Raw genomic sequence first — 14772 nt, 5'->3', positions numbered from 1 at the left:
CTGCCGGAGGATGTGCCGCAGTTCGTGGCCGGCCTCCTCGCGACGGTCATGTCAGGTGATCTGACTGCGGAGGACGACTGGTGTCGGCGGCGGCGGTGTCCTGCTCGAGGGTGGCGCCGACGAAACGATCACCGATCCGGGCGACGTCCTGACGGCCGTGACGTGCCGCATCACGGGCCGTGGCGGCGAGGAACGGGCGCAGCACCCGCTGGCGCCGGCCACGGTCGGGGAAGAGGTGCTGAAGCGCCGGATACTCGGCGTGGCTGCGGCAGAGGACCCGCGCCGCAGCCGGCGCCGATGCCGGGCCTGCCGTCTCGATGAGCACTTCGGTGGTCACGAAGCGACGGTAGGGGGCGGCCGCCGGCCTCGTGACCGCCCTCGACACGCCATGAAAGTCAAAGGGTGTAGAGGTACTTGGTGCCGCCGACCATCGAAGCGGCGACCCGGACGCCGGTCACCGCACCCGTTGATCCGCTGACCGGCATGTTCTTCCAACCGTTGTTCCTGGACGCCTCGTGGACCTGCCCGCCGCGCAGGGTGTAGACGAGCCGGTCGCCGTCAGTTGCCAGCACCGCCAGGTCCGTGCCGGTCACCACACCGGTTGCTCCGCTGACCGGCATGTTGTTCCAGCCGTTGGCACTGGACGCCTCATAGACCTGCCCGTCCCGCAGGGTGTAGACGAACTTGGTCCCGTCAACCGCCAGCACCGCCAAGTCGGTGCCGGTCACCGCACCCGTCGACCCGCTGACCGGCATGTTCTTCCAACCGTTGCTACTGGACGCCTCGTACACCTGCCCGCCTCGCACGGTATAGACCAGCCGGTCACCGCCGACCGCCAGCACCGCCAGGCCCGTCCCCGTCACCACACCCGATGAACCGCTGACCAGCATGTTTCTCCAGCCGTTGGCACTGGACGCCTCGTACACCTGCCCGTCCCGCAAGGTGTAGACGAACTTGGTCCCGTCAACCGCCAGCACCGCCAGGTCCGTGCCGGTCACCACACCCGTCGACCCGCTGACCGGCATGTTGTTCCAGCCGTTGGCGCTGGAGGCCTCGTAGACCTGCCCGCCCCGCACGGTGTAGACGAACTTGGTGCCACCAACCGTCACCGCAGCGACCTCGGAGCCCATCACGGCGGAGGCGCCGGTGACCGGCAAGTTGCGCCACGCGTTGTCGCTGCCGGCTTCGAACACCTGCCGGGCGACCCCTCCGGCACTGTCCGGGTACCAGTCGGCCGGCTTGTCCGCCGTGGTGAACCAGCTGGTCTGCTGGCGGGCGCCGGCCCAGGAGAACGCGAAGTGGACGTGGTTGGTGTGGCAACTGCCGGGCGTTCCGTCGCACGAGTACGGGTTCCACACCTTGCTCGAGGTGCTCCAGAGGCTGATCGCCCGGCCGTTCCAGATGATGTTCCCGATGCCCAGCCGGCGTGCCATGGCGTGCGGGTTGCCCTCGGCATCGGAGGCGAGCAGCCAGTCCAGGACGCGCTGCACGGTCGCGGCCTGGGCCGGGTCGTTCGCGTTCCGCATCCAGTCCCACGCGCGCCCCTCGCCGTGCTCGTAGCCCGAGCAGGCGTGGATGCCGCCGTTGGTCCCGCCGATCCGGCTGAGGATCATGGCGCGGAAATCCCGCACCCCGGGCTGTTCCACGGAGCTGAGACAGCCGGGGTCGGCATAGGCCTGGTAGGAGTCGACGGATGGCACGGCCGTCGCTGGTCCGGTGGCCGTCAGTGCGGCGACGGCCCCGGCGGCGACGCCGGCCACGAGCATCCTGATCCGAGACATGGTTGTACCCCTCTGCGAAGAAACGGTGGGATCGCGTCGGGGCCCGACAGCCCTGCCGCTGCGCACCAGTCTGTGCAGCGGCACTCGTCCCGGAACAGGCCGGCGGGACGGTATGGGACGGGACGGGTGAGCTGCCCGGGGGTCACGCCGGGTGGCCCCGGGCGGCTCACCTGTCAGAGGCTCGTGGCCTTGACGTCGCCGTAGCCGCTGGTCGCCTTGATGGTGACCGGGGCGCCGGCGCCCTCGCTGTTCCGCAGGGCGTTGTGGACCCGGCCGTGCGAGACGCCCGCGTCCAGAGTGGCGGAGACGCCGGCGGCGACGCCGACGGACACCTCGCCGTACGTGGTGGTCAGCACCAGCTCGCCCCGGACCGCCTCGTCGATCCGGATGTCGCCCTTCTCGACGCCGATCTCGGCGGGCCCGGTGAGCCGGCCGACCGCGACGTTCCCGGCCGAGGCGGTGACCTTCGCGCCGGCCGCCTCGTCGATCGTGACGGTGGCCTGCGCCGCCTCGACCGTCACCTGGCCCAGACGGCCGACGGCGCGGAACTCGGTGGCGGCCGCCTTCGCCTCGACCCGGGAGCCGGTCGGCAGCTGGATCGTCACCTCGACGACGCCGGAGGCGCCGAAGAGCTGATTCTTCGCCGGGGCGGTGACGCGCAGGACACCGTCGCGGTAGTCGACCTCGACCCGCTCGGCGGCCTTCACGTCGCGGTCCTTGCCGGCGTCCGCGGGACGGATCTCCACGGTGCTGTCGGCCCGGTCGGCGGCGATGACGCGGATGTTCCCGGCGGGGAGGTCGAGGACGGCGGCGACGGCGGCGGGGGTGTTGAAGGTCTGCATTGTTCTCTCCTGTGGCTCGTTGTTTCCGATGAAGGAAAAGCTACGTTGCTTTCCACATTTGGACAACAAGCTCGTTGCACGAAAAACACGTTATAGCAGGTAGATGGATTGCAATCGTTGCAACAGTCCAGAAATCAATGCAACGGGCGCTCTGCTACCATTGCAATCGACTGACGGTGAACGCTACTGAGGAGGCTCCGATGCCGGGCGGCAGGCTCACCCCGCAGGAACGCCAGCAGATCGCGCTGGGCCTGGCCGACGGCCTGGCGTACGCGGAGATCGCCCGGCGGCTCGACCGGCCCACCTCGACCGTGACCCGGGAGGTGATGCGCAACGGCGGCCCCACCGGCTACCGCGCCGATCTGGCCCACCACGCCACCGAGCACCGTGCCCGCCGCGGGCGCCGGCCCACCGCCCGGGGCCCGGCCACGGCCCCTCAGGCGCACGGTCGTGACGCCGCCGCCGTGCAGGCCTTCGAGGACACTCTGACCACCGTCTTCATCCAGTCCGGCATGCCGCGGATGATGTCCCGGGTGACGGCCTGCCTCTACATCACCGACTCGGGCAGTCTCACCGCGGCCGAGCTCGCCGCCCGCCTGCAGGTCAGCCCGGCGTCGATCTCCAAGGCGGTCACCTTCCTGGAGGGGCAGGGCATGGTCCGGCGGGAGCGCGACGAGCGCCGCCGCGAGCGCTACCTGATCGACGACGACGTGTGGTACCAGGCGACCCTGGCCAGCGCGCGGGCCCTCACCCAGGTGGTCGAGACGTCCCGGCAGGGTGTGGGCGTGCTCGGTTCCGGCACCCCGGCCGGCAACCGCCTGGAGAACATCGCCCGGTTCCTCGCCTTCGTCAACGAGAGCACGCTGCGCGCGGCCGAGCAGGCACGTGAGGTGCTCTACACCCAGCCGCCAGGCCCCGGCGAGAGCACACCGCCGCCAGGCCCCGGCGAGAGCGCCCCGCCGTCAGGCCCCGGCGAGAGCGCCCCGCCGTCAGACCCCGGCCAGGGCGGCGATTGACCGGCCCGCCGTGGTCATCGCGTTGTGGGCGGCCCGCGGCACGGTGCCGTGGTTGCCGTCGGGGGTGAGCGCGGCGACCCACCGCGGCGGGGCGATCCGGTCGTGCTCGCCTCGCAGCACCAGCACCGGCGCGGTGACCAGAGCCAGCCGCTCGGCGATGTCGTGCCGGGTGCTGTGCCGCAATGTCCGGTACACCCGGCGCAGCCCGGCGTCGCGCAGGTCCCGGGCGATGATCCCCGCCTGCCGCGGGTCCTCGTGGCTGACGTCGCGCAGCCAGCGGAACGCCTGCCCGGCGGGGGTCGGGGCGGCCGGGTCCACGGTCGGGCCGACCAGCACCAGAGCGGCGGCCAGGTCCGGCCGGCGGACGGCGATCTCCACCGCCACCTGGCAGCCGAACGAGTTGCCCATCAGGGTCGTGCCGGTCAGGCCCTCGGCATCCATCCAGGCGGCCATGATCTCGGCGTGCTCGCCCACGTCGTACACCCGGCGGGGTTTCCCGGACAGCCCGAAACCGGGCAGGTCAGGGACATACACATCGCCGGGGAGCATGGCGGCGGTCGGCATCAGATAGCGGTGCGACACCGCCAGACCATGGACCAGGACGTACGGGGAACCGCCCGAACCGTCCCGAACCCGTGCGTGCAGCCGCAGGCCGCCGACGTCCCGGAACCGGCTGGTGAACCCGCGCGCGCGGGCCGGCGCCGCGAGGGCCAGGCGCTTGTCCCCCGTACCCATGAGCGCGATCTTTCGCAATGTCACGGACGGGCTCTTACCCAGGTTGACGGAAGTCGTGCGCGGGTAGGGGCGAAGCCGTGTCAGCAGAACCCAAGGCCGGGCCGTCGCCCGAGGACCGCGCCCGCCTCGAGAAAGAGGACCGGGAGGAGCGGGAACTCGTCCGCGAGCCCGACGTCAACCAGGAGTCCAACCGATCCGCCACCCGCCTGGAGCTGTTCTTCGACCTGGCGTTCGTGCTGTTCGTCGCCATGTGCGCGGACGTGCTGTCGAAGAACCAGACCCCGGCGGGCGGGCTCACGTTCGCCGCGATCGTCGCGGTCGGCTGGTGGGCGTGGGCCAGCACCACCCTGTACGCGAACCGGTTCGACACCGACGACGCGATCTTCCGGCTGCTCACCCTGACCGGGATGGGCGGGGTGATCGTGATGGCCGCCTCCACCGACCAGGTCACCGGATCCGCAGGGGCCTGGTTCGCGCTCGGTTACGTCACGCTGCGGCTCGTGCTGGTCGTGGGCTATCTGCGGGTCTGGAAGGATCTGCCGGAGACCCGCAAGGGCATCCTGCCGTACCTGATCGGGCACGCCGCCGGCGCCGGTTTCTGGCTGGTCTCGCTGATGGTCGCCGCGCCCGGCCGCTATGTTCTGTGGGGCATCGGGGTGCTCGTCGACCTGCTGGGGCCGGCCATCGCCGCGCGGGTGCCGGACGCGCCGCCGCTGCACATGGAGCACCTGCCGGAACGTTTCGGGCTCTTCGTCATCCTGCTGCTCGGCGAGTCGGTGGCCGCGACCGTGCACGGGCTGCACGACGGCAAGTGGACCGGCGGTGTGGTGCTGACCGCGCTGCCCGCGTTCCTGCTGTCGGCGGCCCTGTGGTGGTCCTACTTCGATCTCTCCGGCGGCGCCGCGAAACGGCGCCTGGTGCAGGAGGGCGGCGAACGGACGCGGGAGGGCGTGCATGACTTCTACGTGTACGCCCACCTGCCGGTCGCCGTCAGCCTGGCAGCCGTGGCGGTCGGGCTGGAGCACGCCATCGTGCACGGCTCCGACGATCACCTCAGCGCCGGGACCCGTGGGGTGCTCGGGGTGGGGCTCGCCGGGTACCTGATCAGCGCAGCCGTCATCCAGGGCGTGCTGTCGCAGCGGTACCGTCCCGCCCTGGTCTGGCCCGGTCTCGGCATCCCGGCCGTCATCGTGATCATGCTGCTGGACCTGGCGCCGCCGGTGCTCGTCGGGCTGTGCGCGGCCGTGCTGATCGCGGGCGTCGTCACCGGCATCCACCAGCACCGGCAGGGTGAGATCAAGGTCGCCAAGGTTTGACCCCGGCGAGGTACGGGCAAGCAGGGGCCCGTACCTCCGCCCGGATCTCGACATTGGAGTGAGTGTTCATGGGATTTCTCAAGCTGGCTGCCGGCGTAGCCGTCGGTTACGTGCTCGGTAGCCGGGCGGGCCGCGAGAAGTACGAGAACATCGCGGCCACGGCCCGTAAGGTCGGTGAGCACCCCACGGTCGTGCAGGCGCAGGAGAAGGCCAAGGCGCTGATCGGCACCGGCACCGACAAGGTGAACGCGAAGCTGAGCGAGGCGGCGGCGTCGGCCTCCCCCTCTGCCAAGCCGTCGCCCTCCTCCGCCTCGCCGGCTCCGTCGACCTCGACCTCGACCGCCAAGCCGTCGCCGTCGGCCAAGCGCTCGACCTCGTCGGCTTCTTCCTCGACGCAGCCGACCGCTGAGTTCGGGATCGCCACCGAGCCGCTTCGGTAGGCAGCAAGCACCCTGCGGGGCGGGCGGCCGGGTCTTCCGGTCGCCCGCCCCGTTTCTGTCGTACCCCTGCTCTAGTCTTCGGCGCATGCATCCTCAAGCGCTGGCCGGGCCGCCGCGCCGGCCCAACGGCAGGTTGATGCCGGCTCGTGAGCTGCCCGGGTGGCTGGTCCTCCCGGCGCTGCCGCCGGTGACGCTGCACGATGACGGGACGGCGCTGCCGGCGGAGGCCGTGGAGCGGTTGTGCGGGCTGATCGCGGTCTCCCGGCCCGGCAAGGCGCATCACTCGCTCGCCGAGGTCCGTGAGCTGTGCACGCCGGCGAGTCTCGCCGGGTTCGCGTGGGCGGTCTTCCAGCAGTGGGCGGCCGCGGAGTTCCCGGCGGAGGACAAGTTCGCGATGGCCGCGCTCGCGGCGCTCGGAGACGACACCACCGTCGTGGCGCTGACCGCCGAGCTGCAGACCTGGGCCAACGGTGACGCCCCACGGGTGCGCCTGGCCGTGGAGGCGCTGGCGACGATCGGCACCGACCTGGCCATCACCTATCTGCTCCGGCTCACCCGCAAGGCCCGGACCGCCCGGTTCCGCCGCCTCGCCGGGAAACGCCTCGACGCGGTGCTCACGGCCCGGGGGCTGACCGCCGATCAGCTCGCCGACCGGCATGTCCCCCGCCTGGGTTTCGACCAGGACGGCAGGATGACCCTGGAGGCCGGCGCCCGCCGGCTCACCGTCGGCCTGGACGAGCAGCTCCAGCCGTGGGCCGCCGACGAGCACGGCAAGCGTCTGGCCCGGCCGCCCGGCACGGCCGCCCTCAAGAAGGAGCTGAAGGCGATCGCCGAGGACCGGGTCCGGGCGCTGGAGGAGGCGATGGTGGCCGAGCGCCGGTGGTCCGCCGCCGAGTTCCGGGAGCTGTTCGTCGAGCATCCGCTGATGTGGCAGCTCACCCACCGGCTGCTGTGGGTGAGCGGTGATCAGCTGTTCCGGGTCGCCGAGGACCGCACGTTCGCCGACATCGACGACAAACCCTGGGATCTCGACCCGGAGGCGACGGTCGGCGTGGCCCACCCGTGGCATTTCGCCGCCGATCAGGCCGCCTGGTCGGCGGTGTTCGCCGATTACGCCGTGATCCAGCCGTTCCCGCAGGTGGGCCGGGAGTTCTTCGGCCCTTTGGACGCCCGGCCGGAGTCGTTCACGGGTCGGACGGTGGAGGCCCAGGCGGTGCGGGCGCTGACCGGCCGGAGCTGGTGGCCGTCCGGCATCCATCCCGGCGTCCGGCGCGATCTCCGGGACGGTCCGAGCATCGACATCGAGTTGAGCGTCCACCAGCCGTACCGGCTCCTCGGCGTCCGGGTGTGGCGCCGGGACGGCACCGTTGCCGACTTCACCGAGCTCCCACCGATCCTGCTGTCCGAGGTGGCCCGCGACCTGCGCCTCCTGACCACCTGAACCCCCGGCTGGTCGTCAGGGCTGTCTCGGAGCGGTCGAGACAGCCCTGACGACCAGCCGGACCGCAGGTGCTGACCAACTCGTGGAACTGCCCGGTGGTCGCTGCTGACCTCCACGGTCACGCCCGTGACCGGGCCTACGGCAGGCTGTGGCGCGGCCGGCGCCGGCCTGGTGAACGCCCCCGCGGCGGTCCGCGCCGCCGTGGGGCTGAACCTCGAAGTTCCGCGGAGTCAGCCGACCACGGAGGGGCGGTAGGGATCGGTGGGCAGGATTTCGGTGTCCTCGAAGAGCTGCTCCAGGGCTTCCAGGTCGTGCGCGTGGCGGTACTGCTTCTCGGCCTTGGTGATCGGCAGCAGCCACAGGATCCGGGCGTGCCCGTCCGGGAGGTCGCACACCTCGAGTTCCGGCTCCCACATGTACGGTTCGCTGACCAGCAGATGGTCGCACGTCGAGCCGGGGATCCAGGGGCGGCCGATCGCGACGGTGTGCCCGTGGTCGAGGACGAAGTCGCCGCCGCTGGCGTGGTAGTAGGCGACCATCGTCAGGGTCTCGACGTGCAGTTCGTGTTCGGCGGTCGGCACGTACAGGACGAACTCCAGACCGTGCCCGTCGCGGCGGGTCGCGTCCCAGACTCCCGCGGTGACGTAGAGGGCGCCGTGATCGGGCAGGTCCAAGGTCAGAATGTGCAGGCCGGGCGCCACGTTACGGACCGGGCCCGGAGCCGGCGGCAGGACACCGACCTCCTGCCCGGGGAAGTGCCGGCGCAGATGCTCCAGAATGGCCCGGGCGGCCGGTGTCATGTCATGATCCACTGGGGAAGTGTGCCACGCGCCGGACCATGACCCGGCTGACAGCTTTTCCCATCTCCGAGGAACGGACGAAATGATGGCTCTCATCGGCACCGAACTCGACGTCTTCCCGCTCGCCCTGGGCGGCAACACGTTCGGCTGGACCAGTGACGAAGCCGCCTCGCACGACGTCCTCGACGCCTATGTCGCGGCCGGCGGCAACTTCATCGACACCGCCGACAGCTACTCGTCGTGGGCGCCCGGCAACTCCGGCGGCGAGTCGGAGACCATCATCGGCGACTGGCTGTCCACCCGCGACAACCGCGACCAGGTTCTCATCGGGACCAAGGTGAGCCGGCACCCGGCGTACCGGGGCCTGTCCGCCGCCACCGTCACCGCCGCCGCCGACGCGTCGCTGGGCAGGCTGCGCACCGACCGCATCGACCTGTACTGGGCACACTTCGACGACGCCGCCACGCCTCTCGAGGAAACGGTCGCCGCCTTCGACGCCCTGGTCAAGGCCGGGAAGGTACGGGCGATCGGCGTCTCCAACTACACCGGCGACCGGATCCGCGAGTGGTTCGCCATCGCCCGCCGCGAGAACCTGACCCGGCCCGTCGCCGTCCAGCCGCACTACAACCTGGTCGCCCGCGGCGGCTACGAGACCGGCATCGCCCCGGTCGCCGCTGCCGAGAACCTGGCTGTCGTCCCCTACTACGGCCTGGCCAGCGGTTTCCTCACCGGCAAGTACCGGACCATGGACGACGTGGCCGGCGCGCCGCGCGGCGGTGCCGCCACCGCGTACCTCAACGAGCACGGTCTCGCCGTGATCAAGGTCCTGGAGGAGATCGCGTACGCCCACGGTGTCGCCGTGGCCACCGTGGCGCTGGCGTGGCTGCGCACCCGGCCGCGGGTGGCCGCGCCGATCGCCAGCGCCCGTACGATCGACCAGCTCCCCGCTCTGATCGCCTCCGCCACCCTGACCCTGACCACGGACGAGCAGGCGGCCCTGGACGAGGTGTCCGCCCCGGTCCCGCAGTGACATCCACGCCCCGTTCTCATGGCCGAGCCTCGGCTCCCCCGCCCCGGCTCACCGGATCACCATCGATCCATCGGCTCAACTGATGCCGGGGGCCCGGGTGGTTTCTCCGCCCAGGCCAGTTGGCTTCGGCGTGGGCAGGCCGGTGATGAAGCCGGTCAGGTCCGTCGCCGGTAGCGTCGGGTTCATGTCGCCCGGCCCAGGGTGAGGGTGGTCAGCAGGTCGAGGGTGACGGTGCCGCCGAAGTCGTCGATCAGCCGGCCAAGGGCGGCGAGGCACCGGCGTTGCAGTTCCGGTGGGCGGGTCAGGAACGGGCCGAAGGTACTCACCAGCGCGAGGTATTCGTCGCGGGTCAATGGCAGCTCGCGCCGGAACCGTTCGACGTGGACGCCGGTGATCTCGCCGGCGGCCATGACGTCGTGGTACATCCAGTCCGCGGGACGTTCCTTCGCGGTGGCGTCGAGCGTGCCGAGCAGCGTGTGGATGGCGGTGGCCTGGCCCGGGTCGGCGTAGCCGTAACGGTGCCCGAACAGCGCGAGGGTCCCGCCTGACGTGAGAGCGGCGCGGGCTTTCGCGTTGCGGGTGGCCGGGTCCAGCCAGTGCCAGGCCATCGCGCATGCCAGCAGGGCGGCGCCTCCCGGCGGCGGCCGCCACTGCTCGAAGGTGCTGATGACGACGTGGGTCTGCGGGAACCTGCCGATCAGCCGGGCGGCCATCAGAGGGTCCGGTTCGACGCAGGTCAGCGGGGCGCCGAGGGTGGCGAGGACTTCGGTGCCCTTGCCGGTGCCGGCGCCGATCTCCACGACGCCGGAAGGGATCCCGCCGTGGTAGGCGGTGATGGCGCCGGCGAGCTCGGGCGGATAGCCGGGGCGCGCGGTCTCGTACTGGTCGGCGACTGAGCCGAAGACGTCCATGGCCACCTCCGTATACACTGCCGTATACGGCGACGCTAGCGTCGATATACGGTGGCGTATACGGTGAGGTGGGTCACATCAGATTTCAGACGCGTACGCCGCGAGAGCGCTGGATCGCAGCCGGGCTGGACGCCCTTGCGGCCGGCGGGCCGGACGCCGTCCGGGTGGAGGTGTTGGCAAAGAGCCTCGGTGTGACGAAGGGCGGGTTCTACGGCTTCTTCACCGATCGGGAAGCCCTGCTGGAAGCCATGCTGGACACCTGGGAGCGGGAGAGCACGGACAGTGCGCTCGAAAGCGTCGAACGCCAAGGCGGGGACCCGAAGAAGAAGAAGATCGCCCGGGCCGGCCTGCTGACCTTCAGCGAGCACCTGCTGCCCATCGACCTGGCCGTGCGCGAGTGGGCCCGGCGTGACGAGGCCGTCGCCGAGCGACTGCGGCGCGTCGACAACCGGCGGATGGGCCTGCTGCGGGAGATGATCGGAACCTTCTGCACCGACCCGGACGAGGTGGAGGCGCGCAGCGTGCTCGCTTTCTGCCTGCTGATCGGCGAGCACTTCCTGGCCGCCGACCACGGCGGCCGCACCCGGGCGCAAGTGCTACGCCGGGCCGGCGACGTGATCCTCAGCCGGGAGTCCGGCGAAAATCCCCATGACACCGAGCGCTGATCCACATATACACGTCACCGGGCTGAGACCCACGGCGGACCCTGAGCCGTTCCGCGCACAGCCGCTGTACCGTATGGCACATGGCCGATGCGCGCGACGAACTGCTCGCCCGCGTCCTCGACTTCGCGGCCCGCAACGGGCTCGCCGACCGTAGCCTGCGGGAGATCGCAGCCGGCGTCGGCACCCGCCATCGGACGGCTGGGCTCACCACGAGCCGGCTGATAGCCACGGCTGTGCCGGCCGGGAGACCTCGGATCGGGTCCCGGCCTCGAGGACGCTCTAAGCTGACGACGGCCGGCCCGGCTGTTCACCTGCCGGCGGGTATGGGTACATCCGGCCTGTCGTGACCGGTCGCTCCTGACCCCGTGGAGTCGGCCATGTCATTCGTGAGCTGTGGAGGAATGCAAAGGATGATCAGTGTGCCGGAGTTCGCCCGTCGGCTCAGCACGCTCGGGTCTGCGGTCGTGACCAGCGAGGATGTCGAGGATCTCGCTGATGCCGCGGGCGTGCGCGTCGACCCGGCCCGTGGCATCGATGCCGGCCAGGCTCAGCAGATGCTGGATCACCTGACGCCGGCGGCGCCGGTCAGCGGGACCGCGATCGTGGCGTCGTCCTGGCCGCCGGCGGAGGCCGCGCGCCCTGCCGTTGCTCCGGTGGTGTTCTCCAATCCCGGCGCGGTCGACGCCCCGGCCGATCAGCCGGCACGGCCGCGCAGATCCGGGCAGGGACGCGCCCGACGGCCCAGGAAATAGGCCCGGCGCCGGACGAGTACGACCCGGCCTCGCGGTACGGCCGATGAAATTCACGCTCTCATTGATACCGACCCGGAGATAGGCGAGATCATCACCGGAGTCGGAACTGTAACCCGAGGTGCTGTTCGAATAGCTCGACATACCCACGTATTTGACAGAGCCACCGAGCGAGCAGTTCCCGAGCCAGGTCGGCAACGACACGTAGATGTACCCGGTGGCGGCACTCGCCGGAGCGGCGACCGTACGGAAAACTCTTTTGATTCTCATGTCCCTGTCCCTGACGACAGTAGGAACCGACGGCATCACGAAATCAAAAGGTACGCACCGGGTGGGCTGCCGGCTTCCGCCGTCAGGCCTTTCTGCGGAGCGATCGGTCCAGCCCGACCGATCGGGCGAATTGCGGAACCCGCCGGTAATCGCTATGCGTTCGCGGTCCCGTGCAGGGGAAGGCGGACGCGGGCGGTGGTGCCGGCCGGCTGGTTGGCGTCGAGGGTGATGGTGCCGCCGTGCAGGCCGACGATGGTGCGGGCGAGGCTGAGCCCGAGACCGCTGCCGGGAGTGCCGTGGTGGCGCACGTTGCTGGCGCGGAAGAAGCGGTCGAAGACCCGGGCCCGCTCCGCCGCGGGCGTGCCGATGCCGGTGTCGCTCACGAGCAGTTCGGCGTGATGGCCGTCGGCGCTGAGCCGGACGTGGATGTCGGCGCCGGCCGGACTGTAGGTGACGGCGTTGGCGAGCAGGTCGTCGACGACCTGACGCAGCCGCCCGGGATCGCCGGACATCCGTACCGGAGCGTCGATGCTCGTGTGCAGGCGCACCCCGGCGTCCGCGGCGGCCAGGCGGATGGCGGCGACCGCCGCGGCCACGACGGCGGCCAGATCGACATCGGCCGGGTTCAGTCGGTGGTGGCCGGCCTCCAGCGCGGACAGGTCGAGCAGCGCGTCCACGATGTGCTGCAGCGCCGCGGTGTTGCGGGCGACCGTGTCCAGCATCTGCCGCTGGTCCTCGTCGAAGCCGTGGGCGTCCTCGGCCAGCAGGGCGACGTTGGCGGTGATCGAGGTGAGCGGGGTACGCATCTCGTGGCCGACGAGGTCGAGGAAGTCATCCTGGGCGCGGGCCAACTGCCGGGCGAGTTCCTCGGTACGGCGTAACGCCACGTACACACCGATCTGCGCGGCGATGCCGTCGAGCAGCAGCACGAGCAGGTCCTCGTGGACCTCCGGTGTCGCGGCGTAGCAGGTGAGCACGCCGAGCAGGGTGCCGCCGTCGCGGACCGGGACGGCCAGCACGGTACGGATGCCGTTGCGTGCGCACACCGCGACACGCTGCCGTTCGTAGTCGCTGGTGAGATCCGGGTAGGCGCTGACGTCCGGCACCCAGAGCGGCTGACCGGTCTGCCAGACCCGGCCGGTGATGCCGAGGCCCTTCACCGGGGCGTGCCCGAAGAACCCGTCCGGGTCGATGCCGTCGTCGTGGTGGTGGCCGACGGCCCGCAGCGCCGCGTCGCCCTCGTCGACCAGGAACAGTTCGGCGCAGGGCCAGCCGAGAGCGGCGGTGACGGCCCGGAGGACCCCGGGCGCCGCTTCGGCGATCGAGTCGGTCGCGCGGAGAGCCTTCTCGATGTCCTGGTGACAGTCGCCGAACCGTTCGGTGCGGCGCCGCGTGGTGACCTCGTGCGCGACGGCGACCGCGCCCAGGCGCTGCCCGCCGTCGCCGACGATCGGCTGCGCGGTGGTGGAGAACGTCCGGATCCGCTCGCCGGGCACCTGCACCACCACGTCGACGTCGGCGAGGTGTTCACCGCGCCAGGCGCGGAGCAGCGGCAGCTCGTCCCGGGTCAGTGGCCGCATCGCGGTGTCGTGTATCGATGTCGGGCCCGAGACGGGCAGGTCGTCGGTCACCGGTCCGGTCTCGCGAAGATGGTGCACCCGGCGCAGCGCGCGGTTCATGACCGTGACCCGGCCGGTGTCGTCACAGGCGATGACACCGACCGACAGGCTGTCCAGCAACGCGGTCAGGAACCGGGCCTGCCGCCGCGCGGTCTGCTGGGCGGCGGCCTGCGCGGTCAGATCGGTCAGGAACACCGCGGCGAGGGCGCCCGCGGCGCCGTGCACCACCGACACCGAGGCCCGGGTCGCGATCCAGTGCCCGTCGCGGTGACGCATGCTCATCTCCCGCTGCACCGGGCGTACCGGTCGCGCCGTGAACAGCCGCTGCAGCGCCGCCGTGATCGGTTCACCGCCGTACCGGGGCGCGAGCGCCTCCTCCAGGCTGCGGCCGCACACCTGCTCGGCGGAGAGCCCGAACATCTCCTGCGCGGCCCGGTTGAAGCCGCGGATCATCCCGGCCTGGTCCACCGCGATGAACGCCTCCTGCACACTGTCCAGCAGCGCCGCACTGTCCAGCGGCGGCTGCGGGCGATGGTCGCCGCCGGCGCCCCAGACCGATGCGGTCAGCAGGTCGGCGATCTCGGCCAGGACGCCCGCGTCCTCATCCGACCAGGGCCTGGGCTGAACGTCGAGCACCACCAGCGCCGCCACCGGCAGGCCGAGGGTGTCCCGGACCGGTGCGCCCAGCATCGCGCGCGCACCGTGGCGGCCCGGCGCAGGGTTCGGTGGGAGGTCCGCCACGGCGAGCACCGCAGCGTCTCCGACCACGCCGGCTGCCAGCGACTCCGCCACCGGCCACGTATCCCGCCCGGCCGGTGCGGGCGGTAGCCCGTGTCCGCCGAGCCGCTGTTCCCGTGTGGCGGTGACGACGGACAGGGTTGCCATCGGCGCGTCCAGCAGATGCGCCGCCATCCGGCACAATCCGTCCAGCGAGATCCCGGCGCCGGTCAGCAGGCCTACCGCCTGATCCGCGGCGGCGGCCCGGGCAGGGTCCTCCAGTAAGCGCGTGTCCACGACCGTCCCCTCCCGTCACCCCATTCCACCGCTGCGATGCTCAGGGTGTGCACAATTGGGACATTCACTGTCGGTTTTCCAGATGGCGCACCATCCTCCGAACGGCCAGCCCGGCCCGACCGTCCGGGCGAAATATGTCCGCG

At 71.2% G+C, this 14772-nt stretch carries 14 protein-coding genes; 7 read left to right on the top strand and 7 right to left on the bottom strand.

What is annotated here, in order from left to right:
* Nucleotides 1–46: 46 nt before the first annotated feature.
* The 3 genes from ACZ3II_RS28095 to ACZ3II_RS28085 form a co-directional block, all read right to left on the bottom strand.
* The gene (locus ACZ3II_RS28095) at nucleotides 47–337 is read right to left on the bottom strand and encodes a hypothetical protein (protein ID WP_465520766.1); all 291 of its coding nucleotides are present in this window, start codon (nucleotides 335–337) and stop codon (nucleotides 47–49) included.
* Between the two features lie 58 nt (nucleotides 338–395).
* Complete coding sequence (locus ACZ3II_RS28090) at nucleotides 396–1781, bottom strand: VldE C-terminal domain-containing protein (protein WP_465520764.1); 1386 nt, start codon at nucleotides 1779–1781, stop codon at nucleotides 396–398.
* A 173-nt stretch (nucleotides 1782–1954) separates the two neighbouring features.
* Complete coding sequence (locus ACZ3II_RS28085) at nucleotides 1955–2623, bottom strand: DUF4097 family beta strand repeat-containing protein (protein ID WP_465520762.1); 669 nt, start codon at nucleotides 2621–2623, stop codon at nucleotides 1955–1957.
* Nucleotides 2624–2823: 200 nt separating this feature from the next.
* On the opposite strand from ACZ3II_RS28085, the gene ACZ3II_RS28080 reads away from it, so the two are divergent.
* The gene (locus tag ACZ3II_RS28080) at nucleotides 2824–3639 is read left to right on the top strand and encodes a GbsR/MarR family transcriptional regulator (protein WP_465520760.1); all 816 of its coding nucleotides are present in this window, start codon (nucleotides 2824–2826) and stop codon (nucleotides 3637–3639) included.
* Here the strand turns inward: ACZ3II_RS28080 and ACZ3II_RS28075 are convergent.
* Nucleotides 3613–4398, bottom strand: a complete 786-nt coding sequence (locus ACZ3II_RS28075; RefSeq protein ID WP_465520758.1) for an alpha/beta fold hydrolase — start codon at nucleotides 4396–4398, stop codon at nucleotides 3613–3615. The genes ACZ3II_RS28080 and ACZ3II_RS28075 overlap by 27 nt on opposite strands.
* A gap of 53 nt (nucleotides 4399–4451) precedes the next feature.
* On the opposite strand from ACZ3II_RS28075, the gene ACZ3II_RS28070 reads away from it, so the two are divergent.
* From ACZ3II_RS28070 to ACZ3II_RS28060, 3 genes are all read left to right on the top strand, one after another.
* Nucleotides 4452–5690, top strand: a complete 1239-nt coding sequence (locus ACZ3II_RS28070) for a low temperature requirement protein A (protein ID WP_465520756.1) — start codon at nucleotides 4452–4454, stop codon at nucleotides 5688–5690.
* A 68-nt stretch (nucleotides 5691–5758) separates the two neighbouring features.
* On the top strand, nucleotides 5759–6130 hold the full coding sequence (locus tag ACZ3II_RS28065; RefSeq protein ID WP_465520754.1) for a hypothetical protein: 372 nt from the start codon (nucleotides 5759–5761) through the stop codon (nucleotides 6128–6130).
* Between the two features lie 85 nt (nucleotides 6131–6215).
* Nucleotides 6216–7571 carry a DUF4132 domain-containing protein gene (locus ACZ3II_RS28060; RefSeq protein ID WP_465520752.1) on the top strand — a complete coding sequence of 452 codons (1356 nt, stop codon included), beginning with the start codon at nucleotides 6216–6218 and terminating at the stop codon, nucleotides 7569–7571.
* Nucleotides 7572–7801: 230 nt separating this feature from the next.
* Here ACZ3II_RS28060 and ACZ3II_RS28055 read toward each other — a convergent pair whose 3' ends face one another.
* Nucleotides 7802–8383: a suppressor of fused domain protein gene (locus ACZ3II_RS28055; RefSeq protein ID WP_465520750.1), complete on the bottom strand. Its 582-nt coding sequence runs from the start codon at nucleotides 8381–8383 to the stop codon at nucleotides 7802–7804.
* Nucleotides 8384–8453: 70 nt separating this feature from the next.
* Between ACZ3II_RS28055 and ACZ3II_RS28050 the strand changes: the two genes are divergently transcribed.
* The gene (locus tag ACZ3II_RS28050) at nucleotides 8454–9401 is read left to right on the top strand and encodes an aldo/keto reductase (RefSeq protein ID WP_465520748.1); all 948 of its coding nucleotides are present in this window, start codon (nucleotides 8454–8456) and stop codon (nucleotides 9399–9401) included.
* A gap of 182 nt (nucleotides 9402–9583) precedes the next feature.
* On the opposite strand, the gene ACZ3II_RS28045 is transcribed toward ACZ3II_RS28050, so the two are convergent.
* Nucleotides 9584–10312, bottom strand: a complete 729-nt coding sequence (locus tag ACZ3II_RS28045) for a class I SAM-dependent methyltransferase (protein ID WP_465520746.1) — start codon at nucleotides 10310–10312, stop codon at nucleotides 9584–9586.
* A 68-nt stretch (nucleotides 10313–10380) separates the two neighbouring features.
* On the opposite strand from ACZ3II_RS28045, the gene ACZ3II_RS28040 reads away from it, so the two are divergent.
* A complete protein-coding gene (locus ACZ3II_RS28040; RefSeq protein WP_465520744.1) occupies nucleotides 10381–10977 on the top strand; it encodes a TetR/AcrR family transcriptional regulator in 597 nt (198 codons plus the stop codon).
* 419 nt (nucleotides 10978–11396) lie between these two features.
* Nucleotides 11397–11729, top strand: a complete 333-nt coding sequence (locus tag ACZ3II_RS28035; RefSeq protein ID WP_465520742.1) for a hypothetical protein — start codon at nucleotides 11397–11399, stop codon at nucleotides 11727–11729.
* A gap of 419 nt (nucleotides 11730–12148) precedes the next feature.
* Here the strand turns inward: ACZ3II_RS28035 and ACZ3II_RS28030 are convergent, their stop codons facing one another.
* Nucleotides 12149–14629 (bottom strand): sensor histidine kinase, encoded by a 2481-nt coding sequence (locus tag ACZ3II_RS28030; protein WP_465520740.1) that lies wholly within the window; start codon nucleotides 14627–14629, stop codon nucleotides 12149–12151.
* Between the last annotated feature and the right edge of the window lie 143 nt (nucleotides 14630–14772).

The sequence above is a fragment of the Actinoplanes sp. NPDC019969 genome, assembly GCF_055562375.1.
This window is presented reverse-complemented; position numbering and strand designations above follow the sequence as displayed.